The sequence below is a fragment of the Shewanella sp. 6_MG-2023 genome, assembly GCF_030547195.1.
Taxonomy (GTDB): Bacteria; Pseudomonadota; Gammaproteobacteria; order Enterobacterales; family Shewanellaceae; genus Shewanella.
This window is the reverse complement of sequence record NZ_JAUOQU010000004.1, coordinates 129,727-155,862: the sequence shown is the minus strand read 5'-3', so window position 1 is coordinate 155,862 and position 26,136 is coordinate 129,727. Positions and strand designations below refer to the sequence as shown.

Sequence of the window (26,136 nt, the reverse complement as noted above, 5' to 3'; positions counted from 1 at the left end):
ATAATTCCACATGAATATTCAATTCATGGCTTAGCATTTATCACACTACCTATACGGTATACCTCTAAAGTGGTATTAATTTTCTTTTGTTTTCAACGACATGTGCGTTATTGGTGCGGCTTGGTGCACTTTTGTTGAACAAAAGTAGCGATTTTAAATTTGCCTTATTTGTAAACGGTTTGTAAATCATTAAGTTAGCAATTGGCACGAGATTTGCGACGTTATTGTCATTGAATTTGAGTCAGTGAAGGGAAGTTGCATGTCTAATATCCAATCTAGTTGTGCTTATTGCGGCGTCGGCTGCGGAATAAGTGTAACCCCTAGCAGTCTTAACGACATTGGATTTGAGCTTGAAGGTGATCGTACTCACCCAGCCAATAAAGGTCAGTTATGTGCCAAAGGTGAGCGTTTATTAGAAAGCTTAGTCCAGCCAAATAGTTTACGTTATCCCAAATATAAGTCTGGTAAGTCAGTTGCTTGGCCTGAAGCTATCACGACAATTGCTGACACCTTTAAACAAACTATTGCGCAATATGGACCAGACTCAGTTGCATTTTATTTATCAGGGCAACTTTTAACTGAAGATTACTATGTGGCTAATAAATTGGCCAAAGGCTTTATTGGCACGGCGAATGTTGATACCAATTCACGCCTTTGTATGTCTTCTGCTGTAAGTGCGCACATGCGCGCATATGGAGAGGATGTTGTAGCGGGTTGTTATGACGATTTTGAACAGGCACAAGTAATAGTACTCGTGGGTTCAAACGCAGCGTGGACCCATCCGGTTTTATTTCAGCGGATGATTAAAGCCCGCCAGCGTTATGGCACTAAAATTGTCGTAATTGACCCAGCTAAAACTGCTACGGCAAGCCAAGCAGACTTACATCTTCAAATCGCGCCGGGGACAGATACGTTATTATTTAATGGCTTACTGAATTTCATTGCCAAAAATGAAGCGTTAAATCAGCCATATATTGATGCGCACACTGAAAACTTCACTCAAACCTTAGCACACGTTGCCAGTCAAGCCACTGATGTTGAAACACTTGCCCAAGCGTTATTAGTGCCTATTGCTCAGTTGCAGGATTTCTATCAGTTATTTATCTCTCACGCAAAAGTCATGACAGCTAGCTGCCAAGGGGTAAACCAATCTATTGCAGGCACTGACACTAGCAATGCGATAATCAATTGTCACTTAGCTCTTGGTCAGGTTGGTAAGGAAGGTTGTGGTTTCTTTTCACTTACAGGCCAACCGAATGCCATGGGTGGGCGTGAAGTGGGCGGTTTAGCGACACAACTTGCTTGTCATATGGGGTTTTCTGAGCCGGAGCGTCAAGTGTTAGGAGATTTTTGGCAGTCTGAGGTGATCGCGACTGATAAGGGTCTCACAGCCGTTGAATTATTTGATGCTATGGCAGATGGAACAATTAAAGCGGTGTGGATTATGGGCACTAATCCAGTGGTGTCATTGCCTAATACTGCAAAAATAACTGCGGCATTAGAAACCTGTCCTTTTGTGGTGGTGTCTGAGATAACACAAGACTCTGCGACTGCGCAATTAGCCGATGTGTTATTACCTGCACAGGGTTGGTCTGAAAAATGTGGCACTGTCACTAACAGTGAGCGAGTGATTAGCCGCCAACGTGGCTTTATACAAGCTAAAGGCACTGCAAAAGCTGATTGGTGGGCCTTGGCAGAAGTCGCAAAAGCGATGGGTTTTGAACAAAGTTTTAGCTTTAAAAACAGTGCTGCCGTTTTTAAAGAATTTGCCCAGTTATCTAAGCTTGTAAAGCAATCTTTTCCAGGCAAGCAGTTTGATTTAAGCGGTTTGGCTGATTTAACGGATGAGCAATATGATGAGTTACTACCGACGCAGTGGCCTGCTGCTAACCATGGTGCCATAGGGGGCAATAAGCAAAGATTGTTTGCCGATGGCATATTCGCCACCGCATCATCAAAAGCGCAATTTATTGAAACCACTGCAGATTGCCAAATAGCCCCTTTGCCAGCTGGGCAAGTACGCTTAAACAGTGGTCGCAGCCGAGATCAATGGCACACCATGACCCGCACAGGTCATATTGCGGCGCTTAGAGCCAGTATCCCAGAGCCTGTTATTGCTGTTCATCCTTCGACTTTAGCGCAATTAAAATTAATTGAAGACGACTTGGTAACTTTTGCTGCCCCTAATTTATCAATAACCAATTTTGCCGTGGCAAGAGTGGTTGCAGATGACTCCCAAGCGCCAGACTTGGGGTTTATGTCAATGCATTGGTCTGAGCAGTTCTCGTTAGGTAAGGGCGTTAATACCCCACTTGATAGTCAGTTTGACCCTTACTCAAAACAGCCAGCGTTTAAATGCCAACCCGTGTCGTTAACTAAAGTTGCTGTGACATTGCAAGGGATCGTTTTTGGTCTGCATGATCCACACATGCAAGGCCTGAACTGGAATGTTCAGCAAACATTAACCACTGGCAGTTGTTATCACATCGGTTTTGAAAATACAGATGCAGCATTTGCTTATCAGTCAACGGTACACGCTTTAAAATGGACAATTTCCCTTGCTAGTCAGCAAATTATCCATGTGCATTGCAATATCAGTAACGGCTTGTTGGTATCACTGAAACTGTTAAGTCGCACAAAGGTCGCTGTTTCCCTTGAAGCGATGAATTTGCTTATTGGTCAAACAGTAGATGTTGCATTAATGCGTCAATTACATCAGCTGATTAAAGCTGGTAACAGCCCACTAATTTGTGCCTGTACCGGTGTCACACAAGCCAATATTGAATATGCCATGCTGCAAAAACTTGATAATGCAGTATTCAGTAAACGTGCTTTAGCATCTGATTTTACTAGCGCCACAGCGATTAACACTGATATCACACAAGCAGATTTTGATAAGGCGTTAGATGAAACCCAAACAGAGCTAGGCTGCGGCAGACAATGTGGTAGCTGCCACAGTGAAGTGGGTCAATGTGCCAATGATATTTGGCATATTGCTTTAGCTGAGATAACGACTGAGTTGTCAGAGCAAGAACGTAAATCAGCCCAAGAGGAGGTGGCGTAATGAGTCATACATTGAATAAGCTAATTAACTTTAATAGCGCAGCCGCTAATAATGATTTGATTTCGGGTGATGTCGAAATTGTCGGTGCAGGTTGCGGGCAATTAGATTTAATGACCATTAAAGCCGCCAGAATAGTGTCTCAAGCTGAGGCGCTGGTTTATGACAGCTTGGTCAGCAGCGATATTCTTTCATTAGTCTCTGCAGATTGTCAGCGCCACTTTGTGGGTAAACGTTGTGGTCAGCCAAGTTATAAGCAAGATGATATAAACGCTTTACTAGCAAAGCTTGCCACACAAGGACTCAAAGTTGTACGTTTAAAAGGTGGCGATCCGCATATTTTTGGGCGCGGGGCTGAAGAGTCTCTGTATCTTGCTAAATTAGGGATCGCTAGCCGATTTACCCCTGGTATTACAGCAGCTTTAGGCTGCGCCTCAACCACAGGTATTCCGCTAACGTACCGCGGCATGGCTCGTTCAGTCACGTTAGTCACTGGTACCCGCATTACAAATGATGGGCTAGATCAGGCTCCAACTCATTGGAAAGGCTTATTAGAAGCACAATCTACCTTAGTTTTTTACATGGGCAAGGAGCAAGCAGCAGCAATTTCAGCAGGACTTATGTCTGTTAAAGCTGAGGCAAACTTACCCGTGGCACTTGTCACCAATGGCGGCAGACCTAATCAGTTAATCACTTATGGCAATGTTAGCAATATGGCCAAGCAAGCGACATTAATTAAAGACAGTGGCCCAACCTTAATCATCATTGGTGAAGTGGTTGCAGTGGGTCAAGAATTAGCTGGCTTATTGTCTGATATAAAAGCCAAGCCAACAGATTTTGTGGAGGTGGCTTATGGTTGAGCAACAAACGCAAGATATGCTTAATGCCGCTGATTTTGATAGCCGTAAGCTCATCAAAGCAATGGGCAAAGGGGTTAAAGGTAGCCGCAGTTTGAATTTTGCTGAAGCCGCTTACTTGATTAAAGGTTTTGCAAGTGGTGACATTTCTACTGCGCAAATGGCGGCAGCGATGATGCTTATGCGAGTGCGAGGTGAGTCAGTTGAAGAACTTGCTGGTGTAGCGTCTGGGCTAAAGCAGTTGGTTTCTTCTCAGTGGAAAACTATTAAAGCAGATATTGATTGGCCGGTATATGCCGGTAAGCGCGAGCAGTTACCTTGGTTATTATTAGCGGCAAAAATGCTGGCTAAACAAGGTAAAACCATTGTATTACATGGAGATAGTCAATCATTACCTCATCGTCGTCATGTTGAATCATATATTGCGGCTTTAGATATTCCTAAATGTGACAACGCCGAAACCGCCGCAGAAATGTTAGCGAAAACAGGGCTGATTTACCTTAACAGCGCAGATGTTATTCCAGTATTAAATGATTGCCGCGCTTTACATCAAGAGTTGGGTTTACGAAGTTTTATTCAAATGTCTGTTCGCTGCGTTAACCCGTGTAATGCAGCATTTAGCCTACGCAGTTATTTTCATCCTGGATTAGATAAATTGCATCATCAAGTGGCAGCGCTTTTGGCAAAGGATAGCTGCCAAAGAGAAGCGGCAGATATTGCTATTTTTAAAGGCCTGCAGGGGGAGACAGAAATCAACCCTCGTGTCAGTACTCGGGTAGGTTTACTGCGTTTTAATGGCCAACATGAAGCTAACTTTGCAGAGATTAATCTGCCTACCCAACTTGAGGCATTTGTGGGGGCAAAGCTTGGTCAAGCTGATTTGTCTGCAGCTGTACTGGCGCAACTTTGGCGGGCTGAAGACATTGCTGAGGCCGATTTATCAACGGCACAATTACAGCAAGCGATAGCCAGTGTCACCGCCACGATAGCGCTGGTAAATGTGCTATGTAATAAAGGATTAGCTATTAATGATGCCTTAGAACATGCCAAAAAAGTCTGGTTTGAGCGAAATAAATATGTCATTCAAGACTCAAATGTCATGGGGTCGTCCCTTTGGCAACATATTGAAAATAACGTTATTCCGTCAACTCGTCATGCAGTAAGGAGTTAAGCATATGGTTAATTATATCTATTGTGACCCATCATTTAATAACAATGCATTGCTGACAGATTATAAAATCCAACTAAATCAGTTTCAGGCATGTGTAGAAGTAACAAGCCTCAGCCAACTAGAACAAAATGTGCTTAAAGGAAACGGATCATGTTTAGTATTTCTAACCAATGAGTTACAACCCTTGCAGCAAGCATTTATTGAGCGTTTGTTATCGAATACGGCTTTACCCATTATTGTGAATGCTCAGCATTGGGATGAAAATCATCTAGCCAGTTTGTTACTTTGTGGCAGGGTGACTTTCGTACCCGAGCAGCTGTCAGCAAAACGCTTAAGCTCTTTAGTTAACCTAGCAAAAATTCGCTTTGATAATGCTTCAAATATGCTCGAAAAAGTGAAGCAATTAGATGAGAAATGTGTCGCGATGAAGCTGGTGTCAAAAGCCAAGTCGTTACTGCAATTGCAGGGTATTAGCGAAAAAGTAGCGCATGAATTGATCCAAAAACAGGCTATGAGCAAGGGGGTAACCGTAGCTGAAATGGCAAAAAGTATCATTGCAGCGGCAAAACAAATTGAAGCAAATCAAAGAGGGACGAACCGAATGCAACAATTTGGTGCGAGTGCGCCTGTGGTGACCAGTATAGCCTAGTATCTTTTTAGGCTAATACATTATTTTGTATATTTACAATGACTTACGATTTTATGTTTGTTGGCATAGTCAATGCTTAGTATTTGCTAGATCGTGTGAGCAATTAAGTTGTGTGAAGCATTAGCTGGCATTAATAAATCGCTGTGTAAATAAATAACCGTGGAAATAAAGAGTTTAGGTCAAGCGTTATCATCATGACAAACTGTAGCTTGAATCTCTAACTTCTAAATGCAATGGCGCGTGCACGTAATCGTCGTTAATCGAGACGCTATAACAGTGTAGTTTAAACAGTTTATAGTTAAAATTTGAAGGCTTTTGGCAATGGCGCCAGCTCTGTTAACCCAGAGGCTGGCGCTTTTTTGTTTTTAGGGCTTTAACAAAAATTCAAGGAGCCTTCTATGGCAAATGCAAAATCCAAGCTGGTAGTAATAGGTAATGGCATGGTGGGTCATCACTTTATCGAGCAATTATGTAGTCAAGGGTTGCAGCAGCAATTTGATATTGAAGTGTTTGGTGAAGAGCCCCGACCTGCATACGATAGGGTGCAACTGTCAAAATATTTTGAAACCGGTAGTGCCGATGAATTGATGCTAACTAGCGCTGAGGATTATCAAGATTGGGGGGTAAAGTTGCACCTTGATAGCCGAATTACCGTGCTAGATACCGCCAATAAAACCGTGACCACAGAAGCGGGCATAACGACAGCCTATGACAGTTTAGTCCTTGCAACAGGATCTTATCCATTTGTCCCACCTATTGCTGGTAACGATAGAGAAAGCTGTGTGGTGTACCGCACCATAGAAGATTTACAAGACATTGAAGCTGCGGCGAAAAAATCTAAAGTTGGCGTGGTAGTCGGTGGCGGCTTATTAGGCCTTGAAGCGGCAAATGCATTAATGGCCCTTGGCGTAACAACTCATGTTGTTGAATTTGCACCACAGTTAATGCCAGTACAATTAAATGATAAAGCGGGTGACTTACTTAAAAGTAAAATTAATGACTTAGGTGTATCAGTACATACCTCTAAAGCCACCACCGCCATTATCGATGGTGAGAGCGCACAGCACCGCATGACATTCAACGATGATAGTTTTCTTGAAACTGACATGATTGTGTTTTCTGCCGGTATTCGACCTCAAGATGCATTAGCGAGAAGCAGCGGTATGCAAATGGGTGATCGCGGCGGCATTGCAATTGATGATAACTGCTTAACCTCAGCTCCCGATGTTTATGCCATCGGTGAATGTGCATTATGGCAAAACCGCATTTTTGGCCTAGTTGCCCCAGGTTATCAAATGGCGCGAGTCGCTGTGTCGCATTTAGCGGCAGGAGTTGCTAAGGCGCCTGCGCCATCATTGGCATTTACTGGTGCGGATATGAGCACCAAACTCAAGCTATTAGGTGTTGATGTTGCCGCTATTGGTGAAAGCCGCGGTTTCGACAATGCGCAATTTGTGGAGTTATCTGACAATCAATCAGGCATATATAAAAAGCTGTGGTTAGATGAGTCGGGTCAATATCTTAAAGGCGCAGTATTAGTGGGCGATAACAGTGATTATGCCCGTTTACTGGATTTGTATTTATCGCAAGATGCAATTGAAGGCAATGCGGTTGAATTATTAATGACGGGTGATGAAACGGCGCTTGAATTAAAAGACAGCTCAATAGTTTGTTCTTGTCATCAAGTGACTAAGGCTGATATCGCCACTTCAGTGACCAAAGGCAATCATACCATTGCTGAAATCAAGACCTGCACCCGAGCCGCATCTGGCTGTGGTGGTTGCGCGCCATTGGTGAAGAAAATCATGGATGAAGCGCTCGTAGCAGAAGGGGTTGAGTGCAATACTGGCATTTGTGAGCATTTTGAACAGGATAGACAGTCTTTGTATCACTTGTGCCAAGTTGAAAACATTACTGACTTTGAGACGTTAATTACTCGCCATGGTAAACACGCTGGTACCAATGCTGGGTCGACGTTTGGTTGTGACATTTGTAAGCCCGCAGCAGGGTCAATTTTTGCTTCATTGCAGAATAAATATGTTTTAAACCAAGAGAGCAGTCATGTTCAGTTGCAAGATACTAACGATGCCTATCTTGGCAATATACAAAAAGATGGTACTTACTCTGTGGTGCCGCGAATTGCAGGTGGTGAAATTACCCCTGATGGTTTAATTGCCATTGGCGCCGTAGCCAAAGAATATGACTTGTACACCAAAATCACTGGTGGTCAGCGAATCGACTTATTTGGCGCAAAATTATCAGAGTTACCGAGTATTTGGGGCAAATTAATTGCTGCCGGGTTTGAAACCGGTCATGCCTACGGTAAATCGCTGCGTACGGTTAAATCTTGTGTGGGTAGCACTTGGTGTCGTTATGGTGTTCAAGACTCTGTGTCTACAGCCATTGATTTAGAGAACCGCTATAAAGGCTTACGTGCGCCCCATAAAATTAAGTTTGCTGTCTCGGGTTGTACTCGAGAATGCGCAGAAGCCCAAAGCAAAGATATTGGTGTTATCGCAACCGATAAAGGTTGGAACTTATATGTTGCTGGGAATGGCGGTATGCGCCCACGTCATGGTGATTTATTTGCTACCGATTTAGATACCGATACCTTAGTCAAATATATCGACAGAGTTCTGATGTTTTATATTAAAACCGCTGATAAATTACAACGCACTTCAGTGTGGATGGAGTCGCTTGAAGGTGGTTTAGCATATCTACAGTCGGTGGTGATACAAGATAGTTTAGGCCTTGCTGCAGAGCTTGATAGTCAAATGGCCAAAGTGGTCGCGGCTTATCAATGTGAGTGGAAAACCAGTCTTGAAAAACCTGAATATCTTGCCCGTTTTAATGAGTTCGTTAACCCTGATGCTCAGCCTGAAGGTGAAACACACCTGTATCATCGCGCCCGTCAGCAGCGTTTTCCTGCTATGTCGTCTACCGGTGCAGGAAACATTGCGATTAAAGAAATTGAATCAGAATTAGAATCAGAAATTGCGGAGGAGTTGGTATGAGTTGGGTGAATGTATGTAATGAGTCCATTTTGCCGCAAGGTACTGGTATCGCCGCCTGGGTTGCAGGTAAAGCCGTTGCCATTTTTGATTTAGGCAAACACGGTTTATTTGCCATCGATAATGTTGACCCTGCAACAGGGGTGAGTTTGTTAGCCCGTGGGCTAATTTGCGAAGTTGAAGGTAAATTATGTGTTGCTTCTCCGCTATATAAACAGCACTACAGCTTAGCAACAGGTATCTGTCTTGAAGACAATGCTTTGGTTGCCTCGCCATACGAAATTAAAAAAGAAGCAGGCCAGGTATTGGTTTTAGCTAAATAAAAGGACGTGCAGTATGAGTTCTCAGAAATTTAATCTATTTTCGTTTTCGGGCAAGATGAAAGTCTTGACCTGAGTTGGGTAGCATTTTTTATCACTTTTGTGGTGTGGTTTAACGCCGCGCCTTTACTCAGTGTTATTGCTGACAGCTTAGGATTAACAAAGTCACAAATCAAAACCTTACTTATTTTGAATGTGGCGTTAACGATCCCAGCTCGGGTTATTATCGGTATGGTGACCGACAAATACGGCCCGAGACTGACTTACTCAGTATTAATGGGGGTCTGTTCCATACCTTGTTTTATGTTCGCGGTTGCCGACTCATTTGAGCAATTAGCCATGGCTCGGTTCCTGATTGGCTTTATTGGTGCGGGTTTTGTTATTGGTATTCGTATTGTCAGTGAATGGTTTCCAGCTAAAGAGTTAGGCACGGCCGAAGGTATTTATGGCGGTTGGGGCAACTTTGGTAGCGCAGCTTCAGCGTTCACTTTGCCTGCGGTGGCCATTTACTTTGGCGGTGAAGATGGCTGGCGTTATGCCATTGGTCTTACCGGTTTAATGAGCTTCATATTTGCTTTTGTTTATTACTTTAACGTCACCGATACCCCAAAAGGTTCGACTTACTTTAAACCGAAAAAAGCGGGTGGCTTAGAGGTAACCAGTAAAGGTGATTTCGCACTGCTGATTTTTATGAAGATCCCGATGTATGCCACGCTTGCATTACTGGCATGGAAGTTATCTCCAGCAGGCGTGAGCATGCTTGAGCAACAAATGACTTACATCATTTATGTTTCATTAGTGCTAATTTTCATTTTTGATGTTTATAAAACCTATGAAGTGAATAAAGATATTTTTGTGAAAGAAGTGCCTGAGTTTGAGCGTTATAAGTTTAAACAGGTGGCTGTACTTAATGTGCTTTATTTTACGACGTTTGGATCAGAACTCGCCGTAGTATCAATGTTGCCACTGTTTTTTGCTGAAACATTTGATTTAGGGATGGCGCAAGCGGGTATGGTTGCCTCAAGTTATGCCTTTATGAACTTAATGTCTCGTCCTGGCGGCGGTTGGTTAAGTGATAAGTTTGGCCGTAAGACAACATTGATGATTTTAACTGCCGGTCTAGCTGTTGGTTACTTCGCCGTAAGCCACATTGATGGTACTTGGTCATTACCTTTAGCTATTGTGGTGGTAATGGCGTGTTCATTCTTCGTTCAAGGCGGTGAAGGTGCTGTGTTTGCTGCAGTGCCACTGATTAAACGTCGATTAACAGGGCAAATAGCAGGCATGACAGGTGCTTATGGTAATGTCGGCGCGGTGTTCTTTTTAACGGTCTACTCTATGGTACCGACACCCGTGTTCTTTAATGTTATTGCTGTCAGTGCGGTGCTAGGGTTTATTACTTTATTCTTCATGACTGAACCCAAAGGCCATATCGCTGAGGTGAATGAAGAAGGTGAAGTTACCTTGATTAGCGTTAACTAGTTTATATTATTGGTTATGACTTAATATAAATAATGCTAAACGCTATTGTTACTAACCCTGAAAACACCGCTAATGAATTTAGCGGTGTTGTCGTTTTTATTAAAAGGTGGACATTGGGTGATTAATGCTAATTTTGAGTCTAAATTAGGGTCTGAACTTAAGACTGAATCTAATGTAAAGCTGCATGAAGAAAATAGAACCCAAGACCAACTGCCTATATCGGGTGTGTTGGAAGTAAAGGCGGGTCAAGTCTCAGATAAAGGCAGAAAAGCGGAAAATGAAGATGCTATAGGCATTAAAATTCCTTCAGGTTTAATGTTAACCACCAAAGGTATTGTGAGTGTTATCAGCGATGGGGTTAGCGCAGCTGAAGGTGGTGCTAAAGCCTCTGCCATCAGTGTGAGTAACTTCATCGCTGATTACTATTCAACGCCAGAATCCTGGAGCGTTCAAACATCCAGTACCCGTGTTCTTACGGCGTTAAATAGGTGGTTGTATGGCTTAGGGCAAGATTATCGCGATGCCAGAAAAGGCTATGTGTGTACATTTAGTGCATTGGTTTTCAAGTCTTGCTCGGCGCATATGCTGCATGTTGGTGACTCACGAATTTATCGTTTTCGCGATGGTGAGTTAATGAAGGTAAGTCGTGATCACAGCACTTCAGTTAATCAATTTTCCAGTTACCTTACCCGTGCTATTGGCATGGATGTAAAGTTAGATGTTGATTATAAGCAGGTTAACCTTGCTTTAGATGACATGTATTTACTGACGACGGATGGTATCCATGATGTGGTGACCGATCATGAATTGTCAAAAATGTTGATTCATCTACAACAAAGCCATGCTGAAATTACCGATGAATTATGTGAAGCATTTTGTCAAAAACTGGTCGATAAAGCCTATCTGTTAGACAGCCAAGATAACCTCAGTGCGCAGTTAATTTCAATCTCACAGCTGCCAACCCAAGCTATTGACGATGTTTATCATAAACTCGCCAGCCGACCTTTTCCGCCGCCACTATCAGTAGGGATGAAGTTAGATGGCTATGAAGTGACGGGGATTATTCATCAAAGTCAGCGCAGCCAAGTTTATGTGGTAAAAGACAAGCAAGGTATTGAAAAATGCATGAAAACGCCGTCGGTAAATTACATTGATGACGGGGCTTATATTGAGCGTTTTATGCTTGAAAGCTGGATAGGGCACAGAATAAACAGTGTTCATGTGGTTAACGTTGTCGACCATCAGGTGCCAAAGTCAGCGCTGTATTATCTCACTGATTATTTACAAGGGTTGAGCTTAGCAGATTGGATGACGCAACATCAACGCGGCCCGGTTGAAGATGTTTTGCAGCTTTTAAAACAAGTTGAGGCGGGTATTCGCGCTTTTCATAGTAAAGAAACCCTGCATCAAGATTTAAAGCCGGACAATATTTTTATCACTCGAGAGGGGATTGTTAAAATTATCGATTTTGGCGCCTGTTACATTAAAGGTATTGCTGAAATCACCACCCCGCTCAAACGCGATACCATTCTGGGCACCGCAGATTATACTGCGCCTGAAGTCATACTGGGTTATCAATCTGATGGCCGTGCCGATTTATTCTCTTTTGCTGTTATCGCTTATGAGATGTTGGCCGGTGAACAACCTTTTAAAGGTCAATTAGGTAAATGCTTAACTCGAAAAGATTTTGAAAAACTGGTTAATATTCCTGTTTATGCAACCAACCCTATGGTGCCTGAGTGGATGGATAAAGCATTAGAAAAAGCATTAGCAATAGAACCCGCTTGTCGTTTTGCCGATAGTAGTGAATTTTTACATGCGTTAACGACTCCTGCCTCAACCACGTCAAAAACGTCTATTCCGTTTATTCAGCGTAATCCCATTAAGTTTTGGCAAACGCTGAGCGTGACATTATTTCTTTGGTCGATGTATTTATTATTTAAATAAATGACTCAGCCAGCATTGTTTCTCCTCTTTTTATCGTCCTAAAGTTTTGATTTTAACTCCTGGTAAGATTTTAATACTAGGGGATGATTCGAACAAAAAATAGTCAGTCCATACTCTTATTATGAAGGTATTGAAAGAATAACGTCTTTCATTCTAATAAGGATATGAAGCATGGATATGCACCCGCCAATAATAACAACTCATCGAAAAAACCGCCCCAGAACACATTCTACTATATTCGCCGCGTTACTATTTTTGGTGATGAACCTCGTGAGCCTACCGAGCTATAGTCAGCCAGATTTGAGTCACTTTAATGAGCTTTCTGGCTTAACAAATACGACTCAAGTGAGCCAAGATGGTTTTGATCATGATTTAACACTGGATCAATCAGGTGTTGGCCACCAACTTTATGCTCAACAATTGGGGCACACTAATTCCATTCAAGTTAACCAACAAGGGTCGCAACAATATTCTGCTGTTTATCAGTCTGGTGCCAATATCGAAGCTGAAATTTTGCAGATGGGGGCCGGTAATGTGCTGGTGTCATATCAAGATGGTGACAACCTTTATGTGGATATTATGCAAACAGGCACTGCAAACGTGGCGTTGATAAAACAAAGCGGATTCGATAATTCAATTGGCATAAAACAGTATGGTTCAGGCCTTGCCGTAGGCGTGCTGCAATGGGGTAATGGGCAAGATGTTGCCATAACCCAAGGAAAGTAACAAACAAAGCGTAAAAGGAAATACCACGATGAAACAAACATATATAGCGATATTGATTACAGCAACCTTGGGTTTAGCTAGCGCATTTGCCAGTGACAGTAATACGGAAGGTAATACAGCGATCATTGATCAAGATGGTTCATTAAATACCGCAGATATTGCCCAACAAGATACCTCTGAATCTTCAGCAACCATCATTCAAAAAGGTGATGAAAACCACGCTGAAATTGATCAGCATCATTCAACAGAAACTGCATCGGCAGTAATAAACTCCGAAGGTAACGGTAATAGCGCTGAAATCGAGCAGCAATATTATAATGGCTTAAATGCAACCGCGACGGTGAATCAGCTGGGTGATAGTAATAGTGCTAAAGTCATGCAAAATAATGCTGATGGCGCGCTATCTACCATTAATCAAACGGGTAATGGCGATAGTGCCGAAATCAGAAACTATGTGTCAGACTTTGCCGATGCCACTATTAATCAATCGATTGGCAGCGGTAATGATGCTTATATTAATCAAGATAATTCCGATGGCGCATCTGCCACCATAACCCAAGCGGGGATGGACAATTCAGCAGAGATTTTCCAACAAACGGGTGATTTAAGTGACTCTGTCACTGAAGACACCGTCGCAGTGATAACCCAAACGGGTGAGCGCCATAACGCCTTTATTAGTCAAATCGGTTTATCTTCAGATGCTGTCATCACTCAAACGGGCACAGAAAACCACACCGATATCGAACAAACTGGCATCAATAACACGGCATTAATCATTCAAGATGATGCTAGCAATATAGCCAATGTAACCCAAGCTAACATGGACAATGCTGTATCAATTAATCAGAGTGGCTCTTTGGTCGGTATGGGTAATACGGCAATGGTGCAACAAAACGGCATTAATGAAACCATCAATATTGTCCAAGTGGGTAACTCAAACATTGCAGAGGCTCTTCAATACCATTCAACCGTAGGTAACCTTGTTGATATTGAGCAAATCGGCGATAGAAACTCAGCAAGTACCGTCTCCGCAGAAGATTTGGGGCTTTCAAGCCTCAATAGCCAGTCACTGGTTAAGCAATATGGTAATGATAATCGAGGGTTTGCTGACACTTGGGATAGCGGCGGAGTTGTCAGCATGACTCAGCAAGGTAATGATAACTTTGCAACTGCACAAAGTTATGGCGAAAGTACAATTGATGTTGAGCAAGTCGGCCAAGAAAATTATGTGCATGCTACTTCTGGACCCGGTATATCTAGCCACGTTCAAATCAGCCAAAATGGAGAATTTAATTTAGCTGAAGGAGGCATAGATGCTACTGAGGAAAGAACAGGTGCAGTTGTGAACATAAGCCAAGTAGGCAGTCAACATTCTATCATCTTTGGGGTTCGTGGAAGTAATAGCCTTGTATTCGCTACTCAAAAAGATATCTATAACAGGTCATATATTGTCGCTTCTGGCAACGAGAATTCAGCAATATTAGATCAATCCGGTATGGAAAATACTGCAGACCTTTTTGTGCGAGGAAATTACAATACCGGAACAGTGACTCAAAGTGATAAAGATAATGATGTGAGTGCGTTCATATATGGTGAAAACAGTACATCAACGGTAAGTCAAAGTGATGTAGATAATAGAGTCAAGTTACGTTTATATGGAGAAAATAGCTCAGTGATTGTTACACAAAGTGGCTCAACTGCTGGTAAGGGGAATTTTGCCGACGTTGAGCAACATAATGCAGATAACAAGGTTTCAGTTGACCAATCTGGTGAAATGAATACCGCGACAGTATTGCAGCCCGCAACAAGCTTATGGGGTTCAGATTCTGGTAACAATATTTCAGTCGAGCAGACGGGTAGCAGTCATACAGCAACTGCTCGCACCTATTCTGGGGGAAATAGTAGCATTGACATTACTCAGCTAGGTGCTTCAAATACTGCTAGGGCATTAACTTATGGAGAAGGGGATATTTCAACTGTTTATCAAGATGGGACGGGAAATCGAGCAACAGCACAAAGCTGGTATGATGGAAGTACGGCGGGTATAAATCAACAAGGTGATGATAACGTTGCATGGGCTTTTACTGGTGCTTATCGCTCTAATGCTAATATTGAGCAAGTGGGTGTAAGTAACTATGCAATTGCTCGTACTTACGGATTGGCTGATGAAATAATTATTAGTCAAGTTGGAAAAGATAACAATATTATTGCAAACCTAAGTCATCAAAATGGGGTTGATGGTGGTAATAATGCTTCAATTATTCAAAATAAGATGGACAATTTAGCTGTTGTGTCATCGTATGGGTACGCTAACACTTCGATAGTCGATCAAGATGGTTCATTAAACAGGGCTGATATTGTTCAGCAAAATACCTCTGAATCTTCTGCAACCATTACTCAAAAGGGTGATGAAAACCACGCTAAAATTGACCAGCATCATTCAACACAAACTGCATCGGCAGTAATAAACTCCGAAGGTAACGGTAATAGCGCTGAAATCGAGCAGCAATATTATAATGGCTTAAATGCGACCGCATCGGTGAATCAGCTGGGTGATAGTAATAGTGCTAAAGTCATGCAAAATAATGCCGATGGCGCGCTATCTACCATTAATCAAACGGGTAATGGCGATAATGCCGAAATCAGAAACTATGTGTCAGACTTTGCCTATGCCACCATTAATCAATCGATTGGCAGCGGTAATGATGCTTATATTAACCAAGATAATTCCGATGGCGCATCTGCCACCATAACCCAAGCGGGGATGGACAATTCAGCAGAGGTTTTCCAACAAACGGGTGATTTAAGTGACTCTGTCACTGAAGACACCGTCGCAGTGATAACCCAAACCGGTGAGCGCCATAACGCCTTTATTAGTCAAATCGGTTTATCTTCAGATGCTGTCATCACTCAAACGGGCACAGAAAACCACACCGATATCGAACAAACTGGGATCAATAACACGGCATTAATCATTCAAGATGATGCCAGCAATATAGCCAATGTTACCCAAGCTAACATGGACAATACTGTATCAATTAATCAAAGCGGTTCTGTGGTCGGCATGGGTAATACGGCAGTAGTGGAACAAGTCGGTATCAATGAATCCATAAATATTGTTCAAGTGGGTAATTCAAATATGGTCGATTTTTTTCAATTTAATGTGACTACGGGCCTTACAGTAGAGGTTGAGCAATTAGGTGATAATAATGTCGCCCGAGCGATTTCCGCTGAAGCTACAGCTAATTCAAGTCGCAATAGTCAGTCATTAATTATACAACATGGTAATGGTAATAGAGGGTACGCAGGCTCTTGGGACCGAGGCGGCATCGCCAGCGTGACTCAAATTGGTAATGATAATTCAGGTACCGCTCAAAGTTTTCTTGAAAGTAGCGCGATTATTGATCAAATCGGTAATGGCAATGATGCTCATGCATTTTCAAGATATGGGGAATCTGACATATATATCAGTCAAGTTGGTGATTTAAATGAAGCGTCAGGTGTTGCTCATTATGGTGAAGGTGTTGGTAGTGATATCGATATAATCCAAATCGGTAATGAACATTACGCTCATGTATCAGCAAGTGGAAATGCGAATATTATCGCGGTGACACAAACAGACATGGCGCAGAATGCAAATGTAAGCATAAATGGAAATGGTAACTCTGTAACGATTAACCAAGGATCTGGTATGTAGCTCATACGCTTATTAAGAGGCATAAGCCTCTTAATAAGGCGCTCTTAATTCGGGCCTCTTAAATGATGTTAGAGATCGAAGCTGTACATACTATTAGCTGAAATGCAGATAAAAGAAATAGCAGTGGCTGAGCAGCTTAATAGTGAAGGCAATACTGTAATAATTGACCATGATGGTTCAATAAACACTGCAGATATTGTCCTGCAAGGTACTTAGATACTTAGATACTTAGGTACTTAGGTACTTAGGTACTTAGGTTCTTCGGCAACCATCACACAAAAGGATGGTAAAAACCCCGCTGCAATATATCAGTAACTCTGTAGCGTAAATGCACTTGCGCTAATAAACGCCAACGGTAAATCTATCGAAAGCTAGCCATATAGCAAAATCCGCAAGAAAAGTGCTAATGGAGCGTTAGCTGCGATCAATCAGTGCTCGATAGTTTTCAAGCTGAAATGTATATTGCTAGCGCGACAATAAATCAGAGTTGTGAAGCCCGTAATGATGCTTATTATTGATAAATTTTTTCATCGCGTCCTTTCAGCATCCCCCCTTTTACATGGATTAATCAAATTTAAATGGGCCATTTGGCTGATATTTTCCAGAAATAAGCTGGTAATGGCACATATGTAGATCAGTTTGGTTTCAAGGGGATTATTTCTGTTTATCAGCCTGTTTATTAGCCTGTTTATCAAGTCGGTTTATCAAATCAGATCGATGCTGGTCAGCCTAGCGCTCTATTTGTATAGCGTCATTATTATTGATTAAATTAGAGGATAATAATCGAGCTTAGGCCTTAATCTGATGGCGAAAAAGCTCAGGGCTAAGAGGTCGCCGTAACCCCGTAGAAACCTGGTCGCAATGGATGAGGCTTAAGGCTGCGGTTCTGCGAATATTGATAACGCCAGAAATAATACAGCGATAGCATAGATAAGCCATCACTGCACAGTCAGTATTGCAGATACAAGTCACTATGGCGCTAGCGATAACAATATCAGCAGTAGACAATCGCGGCTGAGGCATATTTTACACATCCCAATAAATGGCTCATGAAATTCAGTGGAAATTATCCAAATAGCGATATTTAGTGCGTTATTAATTAAATTATGAGAATTGTTTTTTAGTATTACTTTGCTTTCTAAAGTTTAATTATTATTGATGAATTTAAAAATGACATTAATTGAGAGTAGAGCCGTTGTCATTTCTATGTTTTATAAGGCTGTAAAAATGTATTGAGTAGAAAGTATTTATATTGTTAGTTAAATTTATTATTTCGAGCCTTTTATTTTAATCTTCATTAAATACACCAAAAAATCTTCATTAAATCTAATTCAAAACGAATAATTCTCACATTGTTTATGTCAGTTTCCATGTTTTTTTAATTTTAATTGCAATTTTAGCACATACAACCCCAAAGAAAGTACAAAATCTTCAATGTGAAGTTGGGTTTAACTACATGTATTTACTCATTAATTCAATTATAAATGTTGATATTTCGATTTAAGGAATAGTACTAAAGTAGGGGGGGCGATGATTTTTTACCTATTAGTCTATGCAGTTTTAATACTCGAGGAGGATTCAGAATAAATATTAATCATCAATACTTTACACACTGAAAATGTGAAAGGAAATCTCCTTTCAGTATGTTAAAGGCAGAAAGCATGGACGTATTAAAAAGTAAGTATTTACATCGCTTAACTAAGATACTAGCAATTTCATTTGCCTTTGTCGTCTGTCTAGCTTCTTTTCCTACTTTCAGTCAGTCTGATTTAAGTGATTTTGATGAACTTGCCAGTGGGGCTAATTTAGCTCGAGTTTCACAAGATGGCAGTGATAGTTCATTAAGCTTATATCAGTCTGGTAGCGCTAATCGTTTTCAATCTCAACAATTCGGTTTTAATAATTCAATAAATGTTAATCAGCAAGGCTCGCATCATATTGCAGGCCTTAGGCAGTCTGGTGCCAATATTGAGGCTGAAATCTTGCAGATGGGTTTTGGAAATGCGGTTGTTTCGTTGCAACGCGGAGAAAATTTATACCTCGATGTGATGCAAACAGGAACTGGGAACCTAGCTTTAATTAAGCAAAGTGGTTACGACAATTCGATAGAGATCCTGCAGCACGGGTCTGGAAACGCAGTGGGTGTACTTCAATGGGGAAACTCACAAGATGTTGTGATCACCCAAAGATAATTTATCTAACTAAACGTATAGGGAAAGACAATAATGAAACATTCAAAATTAGCTTTATTAATTTCAGCTGTACTATTTGCTTCAACTAGTGCGCATGCTAGTGATGGTAACATGGCAACAGTGGACCAAGTTGGTAATGATAATTCTGTCATGATTACGCAGCAAGTCAATAGCGAGTCAAATGCAGCAACAGTATCACAATCTGGTGATGAGAATTCTGCAGAAGTGACTCAAGCTGATACTTCAAATACTGCAGCTTTTATTACTCAAGTGGGTAATGGGAATGAAGGGGCAATCTCTCAGCATAATTCAACCGCTACAGCATCAGCGACTATTGATACTGAAGGTAGTTTGAATAAAGCGAATATAGTGCAGAAATATTACAATGCCCAAGCTGCAGAAGCGGCAGTAAATCAAGTGGGTGACAGTAATATTGCAACTATTACGCAAGAAAATGCCGATGGCGCATCATCGACCATCAATCAGTTAGGTGATGGTGATACTGCAGAAATTAACAATTATGTGTCTGACTTTGCCGATGCCACCATTAATCAGTCTGTTGGCACTGGTAATGATGCCTACATTGAGCAGGATAATTCAGATGGTGCAGAAGCGACCATATCGCAGGCTGGAGCTGGCAATACAGGTAGCATATTTCAGCAAACAAATACGCTAACAGATAATGCTTTGGAAGAGACAGTCGCGGTAATTGATCAATCTGGCGATAATAACTGGGCAGATATTGTACAAACAGGCTTGTCGAATGATGCTGCAGTGATGCAAATGGGCAATGGTAACGAGGCATTTGTTACTCAATCTAATTTGAATAATGAGGCTGATGTTAACCAGTCTGGTGATAGCGGTTTGGCTACTGTGATGCAAAGTGGTGTTAATGGTCAAGCTACTGTGGAGCAATCAGACTTTAACCAAACTACAACCGTAACTCAGTCTGGTGACGGTCAAATGGCATTTGTTAATCAAAGTAATGCCAATAATACTGCCACGGTTACCCAAAGCGATATGAGTAACTTAGCGACAGTCAATCAAGCTGGTAGCGGTGATACTGCAACTGTTGTTCAAGCAGGTATTTCAAACGAGGCATTGGTTACTCAATTGCCTGATAGCGTAACAAATACAGTATCTGTATACCAAACTGGTGATGATAACTATGCTGGTGCAAAAACAGGATATAACGCCAACAACACTATTACTATTACTCAAACCGGTAATAGAAACTCTGTGACTGATAACGACAATGCAACTAATTCTTATGGGACCGGTTTTGGTGCGGGTGCATGGGGAAGCAATAATGTTGTCAATGTGACGCAAACTGGTGATGATAATAGCGCTTATGCCGACGGTGCAAGTACTGGCTCAATGGTTGATATTGTACAGGTAGGCAGCTTGAACGAAGCTATTGGAGAGTCTTGGTTTGGTTCAACTAATGATCTTGATATTAGCCAAACCGGTACAAATCACTTTGCTGATGTTTATATCAGTGGCAGTACAAATGTTATTGCAGTAACACAAACTGATATGGGTAATAATTCGTCAGTAAACACCTTTGGTAATGGTAACTCTGTGACCATTAATCAAGGCGCAGTGATGATGCCTTAATAGTACAAAAGTATATTTAAAATAATTTAAACACTCTTTTGGCTAATAGTATCAGTCAGGTTGGCTTGCTAACCTGACTTTATTGTTTCAGGACTGTTTTACATTAACATGGAGTGATAAGTGATGTTTAAAGTTATTCATTGGATGATCGTTTCTCGTTCGCAATTGCTTGTTGACCTACTTGATTGTCGTTGGCCCCAAGAGTTTTTGGTCAAGCTAGCTAAAGCAACTCCAGCAACTATGAGTACTAAATTAAATTCACATGAAATCTCTTTAGTGGTGTTTGATTTAGCTACCATAGATTTACAACAAGCTTATCAATTACAGCGTTTAATCGAACGCGAACACAGCTCGGTGAAAACGGTATTTATTAATTTCCCCAAACAAGTTGATGCAAAATTTTTGATCCACCCAGCTACAACGTTTGGTGTATTTTACAGTGATGCTGAACTTACCGCTATTAGCAGTGGATTTAACGAAATACTTAAAGGTCGCAGCATTATACCCCATGATTTACATAAATCAGTCACTGGTGATGAAGCTGACGATGATAGTGAGCATTTAACCATACGTGAAAGAGAAGTACTTCAAGCGTTACTGGCTGGCAGTACAAATTTGGATATCGCCAATCAATTGTTTGTCAGCGAGAGTACAATTAAAACTCATTTATATCGCGCTTTCAGAAAAATTGGGGTATCCAGTCGCGGTCAAGCAATAGCTTGGGCACAGACTCACATGCATGAGGTTAGAGTATGAAAAGCATCTTATTGATGTTTTTTCTGTTCATCTTTTCAAGTCATGTCATTGCCGCTGGTAATTCAGTAACAAAACCTTTAGTTACTGAATCAAGGTTATCTACAGAGTCAACACTAGATATTAAATCAACTTTAGTGACTGAACCTTCTTTAAAGCAAATCAGCACTAAAAATAAACCGCCAATAGATCAAAGCCACGCAGAAAAGCTTAAGAATGCCAAAGAGCCAACAACGTCAGCGACAGATAAGAATATTCAAAAAGCTCCCAAAACTAAGCCTATTAATATTAATGATGCCGTCCCTAAGGATGAAGCTGATTTAATTGATGGGTTAATCTTAAACCGTGCGATGACCCGACTCGGCCATCGCTTTTACCGTGAATTTGTCGCGGCATACAGAGATATTGGTGGCGAGTCTAAACATACCGGGCTCACCGTTATTGAACAAGCTACAGCAAGAAGTGGTAGCAAAATATTAATACAACAAAACAGAAAAACCGTTTTTGTGACTTTTGTGTCGCCTATTAGTCGGAATATAGATGACCAAGCCAATTATGCCGCTAAACGCGTTAACTCTGCGGTAGTTAAGCAAAATGAACAAGCCGTTTTAGGAGCGTTGTTTGACCCAGATCTCGCACCTGACGAATTCTAAGCATGGAAAGCCAAAATGAAAAAAATAACATTTACTTCAATATTGCTCATTCTTTCAGTTGATTGCTTTGCCACTCAACTTATTTATCAACCAGTAAACCCAGCCTTTGGTGGCAGCTATTTAAATGGCTCATATCTACTGGCTAATGCAGCTGCGCAAAATGACCATGAAAGTAGTGGTGGATCAGGTTATGTGGCCCCAACAGCATTAGAACGTCTCTCAAGTTCGTTACAGTCTCGGTTGATGAGCCAACTTTTTAATGATGCCGCCAATGGGGGGGAAGGTTATCTATTAACTGATGATTTTGAAATTAATGTCGTTAATGAAGACGGCTCATTGATTGTTCATATTACCGACGTATTAACCGGTGAAACCACCATTATTGAAGTTGGCGGTATTGTTGATGACAGTGTCGGGGGTTAATAATGAAAAAATTAATTATTAGCTTGTGCCTACTATCTTTAACAGCTTGCTCATCAATTGATGAAGAATTTGAAAATATAGATGCCACTTCAAGTTTAATGCCTAAAGGTGAAACTTATTACGATCTAACCAGTTTACCTTTTCCACAAGGTGCGATGGTTGCTGCAGTATATGATTTTCGCGATCAAACAGGACAATACAAGCCCATTCCATCAAGTAACTTTTCAACGGCAGTGCCACAATCCGGTACGGCATTTTTAGCCCAGTCACTTAATGATTCAGCATGGTTTATACCCGTTGAGCGTGAAGGACTGCAAAACCTATTAACAGAACGTAAAATTTTACGGGCAGGACTTAAAGGTGATGCCAGTAAATTACCGCAACTTAATAGTGCGCAGGTATTAATGGAAGGTGGCATTGTTGCCTATGACACAAATATTAAAACGGGCGGTGCTGGAGCACGGTATTTAGGCATTGGCGCTTCAGGTCAATACCGAGTCGATAGCATTACCGTTAATTTACGCGCTGTGGATATTCGAACTGGCCGATTACTCAGTAGTGTTACCACCACCAAATCGGTGATATCAAAAGAAATTACCGCGGGTGTATTTAAGTTTATTGATGCACAAGATTTGTTAGAGGCTGAAGCGGGTTATACTTCCAATGAGCCTGTGAGTTTATGCGTAGTCGCAGCCATTGAGAGCGCTGTTGTGCATCTTATTGCCGATGGCATTTGGAAAGGGGCTTGGAGGCTAGGGGATGCCACTACAGGTTTGCAAAATACTACCTTGCAAAAGTATTGGTTAGAAGCCCATAAAGAAGCGCAAGTCAGTGCCAGAATTAAGCGTGGCTAATTATCCGTCCTGAATAAATAGCCCCTAATTAACAGTCCCTTATGTTTCAATCACGATAAAGGTGCCAATGGCGCCTTTTATGTTTTCTGGGGGTAAACTTCTAGATACACAGACGCAGCCCTTAAGGCGATAACCACATAAGCAGCTTAGCTTTCATTATGGTTAAGTTAAGCCAAGCTTTCATTATGTGGTGATCAAAAAGATGCCTAAGAAGTCTAATTGCATAAGGTTTAAAGGTAACCACCAAGAAATATAGCGTTTTTTTAGCGACTTCAATGTTAATTGCTGGGGATACTTCAAATAAATCCCCTTTAGCATTGATAACAATGATGTGATAATGCCTAGATAAACTCTAAGTAAGTGAGCGTTGCTATAGTTAATCGAGCTGTCAAAATTGGCTTGATAGTGCCAACAACATTCAACAGTGATTAATAGCAAAGTGTTAAACTTGCTTGGCTTAAGTGACAAATGCAGCAGTAGCTATTATATAGTTAAGCAAGCGCTTAGTTGGCTGCTTGATTAGCGCATTCAACAATGATTTTCACTACTTCGATTATAATAACCAAAAGGATGATCAATCATGGCTGAAGAAACCATTTTCAGTAAAATTATACGCCGAGAAATTCCTGCCGACATTTTGTTTCAGGATGAGCTCGTCACCGCTTTTCGCGATATAAACCCACAGGCACCAACACATATTCTGATTATTCCAAACCATTTGATCCCCACAGCCAATGATGTAAAAGCATCTGACGAACTGGCATTAGGGCGAATGATGACAGTTGCGGCAAAGCTGGCTGATGAAGCGGGTATTGCACAAGATGGTTACCGCTTAATCATGAACTGTAATAAACACGGTGGCCAAGAGGTTTACCATATCCATATGCATCTACTTGGCGGTAAGTCACTTGGGCCAATGCTAAGTCGGTTGGATTAATACTAATAACATGAAAATAAACAGTGATTTTTTTCCGTTAACCGGCGTAGCAAGCCGATTTGTTAATCAGCTTGCCCATTGCCGTCGATTGAATATTAGTGCGTTAGAAGCCAGTGAACATCACGTATTACTGGAGTTGCCTTATAGCCAAGATATCATTGGTGACCCAGATACTGGGGTGATACACGGCGGTGTGGTGACTACGATAATTGATACCGCATCCGGCACTTCTGTTGTATGCGCTATTTTAGAGAAGTATAAATCCTTAGAAATATCGCCAACCTTAGATTTACGGGTTGACTACATGAAACCGGCTGAGCCAAACAAACCGCTGTATGCATTTGCAGAATGTTATCGTTTGTCGGCCAATGTGGCGTTTACCCGTGCGATTGCTTATCAAGACAGTATTGATGATCCTATTGCGCATGCTGTTGGCTCATTTATGCGTATTAGTCCAGAAATGGTGGGTGAAGAGTTTAGACAAGCTTTGATGGGCTGCGCTGATGAAGCAAGTGCAGTCAATTCAGCTGCTAATAACCAGCCTGATACTCAAAGTGTTGAAGTTATGCAGGCAGGCAATGCCAGTTTAACTGTGGGCGATATTAATGTTCATGATGTGGTTAAGCGGGCCATTGATTTAAATGACTATAGTTATTTATTAGAGAAAGTCCCTTATACCCAATTTATCGGGATGAGTGTTGATCGCTTTGGTGATGAAATGGTATTTAAGCTGCCAACTAAAGATGACAACATTGGTAATCCTATTCTGCCAGCCATACATGGCGGGGTTATTGCTGGATTTATGGAAATGTCGGCGATTGTGCAGTTAATGGTATTTATGCAAGCTAAGAAAGTGCCAAAAATTATCGATTTTTCAATTGATTATTTACGTGCGGGTTTACATCAAGATACGTTTGCTGAATGTAAAATTACTCGTCAAGGACGCCGAGTTGCTAATGTTAGCATTAATTGCTGGCAGAAAAATCGTAAGCAGCTAATTGCTACTGCGAGAGCGCATTTCTTGCTTGATCAGTAGAAGTAACACACAGTTGATGCATAGATGAGCAAGCTGTTTGACACTGAGCCGACCATTTATTTTTAATACTTAAAAAAAGGAATTAATGATGACATTAAGAGTAATAATGATATCGCTAGCGTTAATGCTATCAGCCTGTGCTAATCATACCGCGGGAGTCATGGTTAGCTCTAATAGCGAAGTGAGAGTTGATAATAACTCTTTTGCGAGAAAAGTCGCTGTTGAGCAAGTCAATGTCAGAACGCAAGCGGATTTATTGCAAGGTTCTGCATTAATCATTAGCAAGGTGTCAACGGATTTAAGGCTGCAATATAAGTTTACTTGGTTTGATGTTGGTGGCTTTACCATTGAAGATGAAGCAAGCAGCTGGAAGTCATTAAAGCTACATGGCAAACAACAAATGCAGGTTAGCGCCGTTGCCCCTAATGCCAATGCAAGCCGTTTTGAAGTATATGTAAGAGAAGCATTCTCTAACTAAGTGTATCTTTTAAAATATAAAACACGCTTAATTGCGTGTTTTTTGTTTTATAGGCTTAGCTAATCATAAAAATATCTATGTGATAATTTTTTGTACTTAAATAGTTAATAAAAAGTGCCTGTTAGTGCTGTTGCACAGATGAAGGATAGTTTATAATCCGCCGCGCCAAGGGGTGTTTATCGTGTTGATAAACTGAGATGTCTAAAGACAAACCCTTAGAACCTGATCCGGCTCATACCGGCGTAGGAATAGGCTGCATGCTTTGCCGTAAA

At 41.4% G+C, this 26,136-nt stretch carries 18 protein-coding genes, 2 pseudogenes and 1 riboswitch; all 20 genes and pseudogenes read left to right on the top strand.

The features are described from left to right. Positions 1-259: 259 nt before the first annotated feature. The 20 genes and pseudogenes from Q4533_RS04060 (at position 260) to Q4533_RS03970 (ending at position 25,864) form a co-directional block, all read left to right on the top strand. Positions 260-3,064 carry a nitrate reductase gene (locus tag Q4533_RS04060; RefSeq protein ID WP_102531571.1) on the top strand — a complete coding sequence of 935 codons (2,805 nt, stop codon included), beginning with the start codon at positions 260-262 and terminating at the stop codon, positions 3,062-3,064. Beyond that, positions 3,064-3,921: a uroporphyrinogen-III C-methyltransferase gene (gene cobA / locus Q4533_RS04055; protein WP_303501973.1), complete on the top strand. Its 858-nt coding sequence runs from the start codon at positions 3,064-3,066 to the stop codon at positions 3,919-3,921. The genes Q4533_RS04060 and cobA overlap by 1 nt, the downstream gene beginning before the upstream one ends. Then, the gene (locus tag Q4533_RS04050) at positions 3,914-5,089 is read left to right on the top strand and encodes a glycosyl transferase (protein WP_102476413.1); all 1,176 of its coding nucleotides are present in this window, start codon (positions 3,914-3,916) and stop codon (positions 5,087-5,089) included. The genes cobA and Q4533_RS04050 overlap by 8 nt, the downstream gene beginning before the upstream one ends. A gap of 4 nt (positions 5,090-5,093) precedes the next feature. Next, positions 5,094-5,738 (top strand): ANTAR domain-containing response regulator, encoded by a 645-nt coding sequence (locus tag Q4533_RS04045; protein ID WP_102476412.1) that lies wholly within the window; start codon positions 5,094-5,096, stop codon positions 5,736-5,738. A 398-nt stretch (positions 5,739-6,136) separates the two neighbouring features. Next, entirely contained in the window at positions 6,137-8,752 is a 2,616-nt protein-coding gene (nirB, locus tag Q4533_RS04040; protein ID WP_102476411.1) for a nitrite reductase large subunit NirB, read from the top strand. Further along, entirely contained in the window at positions 8,749-9,072 is a 324-nt protein-coding gene (gene nirD / locus Q4533_RS04035) for a nitrite reductase small subunit NirD (protein ID WP_303410036.1), read from the top strand. The genes nirB and nirD overlap by 4 nt, the downstream gene beginning before the upstream one ends. A 13-nt stretch (positions 9,073-9,085) precedes the next feature. Beyond that, positions 9,086-10,551 (top strand): annotated as a pseudogene (locus Q4533_RS04030) (NarK family nitrate/nitrite MFS transporter). 72 nt (positions 10,552-10,623) lie between these two features. Continuing rightward, positions 10,624-12,498 carry a bifunctional protein-serine/threonine kinase/phosphatase gene (locus Q4533_RS04025; RefSeq protein ID WP_303501971.1) on the top strand — a complete coding sequence of 625 codons (1,875 nt, stop codon included), beginning with the start codon at positions 10,624-10,626 and terminating at the stop codon, positions 12,496-12,498. A 171-nt stretch (positions 12,499-12,669) separates the two neighbouring features. Beyond that, on the top strand, positions 12,670-13,224 hold the full coding sequence (locus Q4533_RS04020) for a curlin (RefSeq protein WP_303410032.1): 555 nt from the start codon (positions 12,670-12,672) through the stop codon (positions 13,222-13,224). 28 nt (positions 13,225-13,252) lie between these two features. After that, positions 13,253-16,921: a hypothetical protein gene (locus tag Q4533_RS04015; RefSeq protein ID WP_303501968.1), complete on the top strand. Its 3,669-nt coding sequence runs from the start codon at positions 13,253-13,255 to the stop codon at positions 16,919-16,921. Between the two features lie 1,661 nt (positions 16,922-18,582). Beyond that, positions 18,583-19,113, top strand: a complete 531-nt coding sequence (locus Q4533_RS04010) for a curlin (protein WP_303501965.1) — start codon at positions 18,583-18,585, stop codon at positions 19,111-19,113. 33 nt (positions 19,114-19,146) lie between these two features. Continuing rightward, complete coding sequence (locus tag Q4533_RS04005; RefSeq protein WP_303501963.1) at positions 19,147-20,730, top strand: curlin; 1,584 nt, start codon at positions 19,147-19,149, stop codon at positions 20,728-20,730. A gap of 123 nt (positions 20,731-20,853) precedes the next feature. Continuing rightward, positions 20,854-21,486, top strand: coding sequence for a LuxR C-terminal-related transcriptional regulator (locus tag Q4533_RS04000; RefSeq protein ID WP_303502030.1), 633 nt, complete (start codon positions 20,854-20,856; stop codon positions 21,484-21,486). Next, entirely contained in the window at positions 21,483-22,136 is a 654-nt protein-coding gene (locus tag Q4533_RS03995) for a curli production assembly/transport protein CsgE (protein WP_241901032.1), read from the top strand. Before Q4533_RS04000 ends, Q4533_RS03995 begins: the two co-directional genes overlap by 4 nt. Positions 22,137-22,151: 15 nt before the next feature. After that, complete coding sequence (locus Q4533_RS03990; protein WP_102439588.1) at positions 22,152-22,559, top strand: curli assembly protein CsgF; 408 nt, start codon at positions 22,152-22,154, stop codon at positions 22,557-22,559. A 2-nt stretch (positions 22,560-22,561) separates the two neighbouring features. Further along, on the top strand, positions 22,562-23,413 hold the full coding sequence (locus Q4533_RS03985) for a CsgG/HfaB family protein (protein ID WP_076536135.1): 852 nt from the start codon (positions 22,562-22,564) through the stop codon (positions 23,411-23,413). A gap of 580 nt (positions 23,414-23,993) precedes the next feature. Continuing rightward, positions 23,994-24,350: a purine nucleoside phosphoramidase gene (hinT, locus tag Q4533_RS03980; RefSeq protein WP_102439590.1), complete on the top strand. Its 357-nt coding sequence runs from the start codon at positions 23,994-23,996 to the stop codon at positions 24,348-24,350. 10 nt (positions 24,351-24,360) lie between these two features. Next, positions 24,361-24,744, top strand: a pseudogene (locus Q4533_RS19680) (PaaI family thioesterase); the annotation flags it as partial. Positions 24,745-24,915: 171 nt separating this feature from the next. Beyond that, a complete protein-coding gene (locus Q4533_RS19675) occupies positions 24,916-25,386 on the top strand; it encodes a PaaI family thioesterase (RefSeq protein WP_347230783.1) in 471 nt (156 codons plus the stop codon). Between the two features lie 88 nt (positions 25,387-25,474). Further along, on the top strand, positions 25,475-25,864 hold the full coding sequence (locus tag Q4533_RS03970) for a YcfL family protein (protein WP_102531778.1): 390 nt from the start codon (positions 25,475-25,477) through the stop codon (positions 25,862-25,864). Positions 25,865-26,022: 158 nt separating this feature from the next. Beyond that, positions 26,023-26,131, top strand: a riboswitch (TPP riboswitch). Positions 26,132-26,136: the final 5 nt, after the last annotated feature.

Bases quoted from the DNA above. Each gene is read 5' to 3' on its own strand.
- Q4533_RS03985 (WP_076536135.1), top strand. From the start codon at position 22,562: ATGAAAAAATTAATTATTAGCTTGTGCCTACTATCTTTAACAGCTTGC.
- nirD (WP_303410036.1), top strand. From the start codon at position 8,749: ATGAGTTGGGTGAATGTATGTAATGAGTCCATTTTGCCGCAAGGTACT.
- Q4533_RS04005 (WP_303501963.1), top strand. From the start codon at position 19,147: ATGAAACATTCAAAATTAGCTTTATTAATTTCAGCTGTACTATTTGCT.
- nirB (WP_102476411.1), top strand. From the start codon at position 6,137: ATGGCAAATGCAAAATCCAAGCTGGTAGTAATAGGTAATGGCATGGTG.
- Q4533_RS03990 (WP_102439588.1), top strand. From the start codon at position 22,152: ATGAAAAAAATAACATTTACTTCAATATTGCTCATTCTTTCAGTTGAT.
- Q4533_RS03995 (WP_241901032.1), top strand. From the start codon at position 21,483: ATGAAAAGCATCTTATTGATGTTTTTTCTGTTCATCTTTTCAAGTCAT.
- Q4533_RS04000 (WP_303502030.1), top strand. From the start codon at position 20,854: ATGTTTAAAGTTATTCATTGGATGATCGTTTCTCGTTCGCAATTGCTT.
- Q4533_RS04025 (WP_303501971.1), top strand. From the start codon at position 10,624: ATGAATTTAGCGGTGTTGTCGTTTTTATTAAAAGGTGGACATTGGGTG.
- Q4533_RS19675 (WP_347230783.1), top strand. From the start codon at position 24,916: ATGCAGGCAGGCAATGCCAGTTTAACTGTGGGCGATATTAATGTTCAT.
- cobA (WP_303501973.1), top strand. From the start codon at position 3,064: ATGAGTCATACATTGAATAAGCTAATTAACTTTAATAGCGCAGCCGCT.
- Q4533_RS04060 (WP_102531571.1), top strand. From the start codon at position 260: ATGTCTAATATCCAATCTAGTTGTGCTTATTGCGGCGTCGGCTGCGGA.
- hinT (WP_102439590.1), top strand. From the start codon at position 23,994: ATGGCTGAAGAAACCATTTTCAGTAAAATTATACGCCGAGAAATTCCT.
- Q4533_RS04010 (WP_303501965.1), top strand. From the start codon at position 18,583: ATGGACGTATTAAAAAGTAAGTATTTACATCGCTTAACTAAGATACTA.
- Q4533_RS03970 (WP_102531778.1), top strand. From the start codon at position 25,475: ATGACATTAAGAGTAATAATGATATCGCTAGCGTTAATGCTATCAGCC.
- Q4533_RS04020 (WP_303410032.1), top strand. From the start codon at position 12,670: ATGGATATGCACCCGCCAATAATAACAACTCATCGAAAAAACCGCCCC.
- Q4533_RS04015 (WP_303501968.1), top strand. From the start codon at position 13,253: ATGAAACAAACATATATAGCGATATTGATTACAGCAACCTTGGGTTTA.
- Q4533_RS04050 (WP_102476413.1), top strand. From the start codon at position 3,914: ATGGTTGAGCAACAAACGCAAGATATGCTTAATGCCGCTGATTTTGAT.
- Q4533_RS04045 (WP_102476412.1), top strand. From the start codon at position 5,094: ATGGTTAATTATATCTATTGTGACCCATCATTTAATAACAATGCATTG.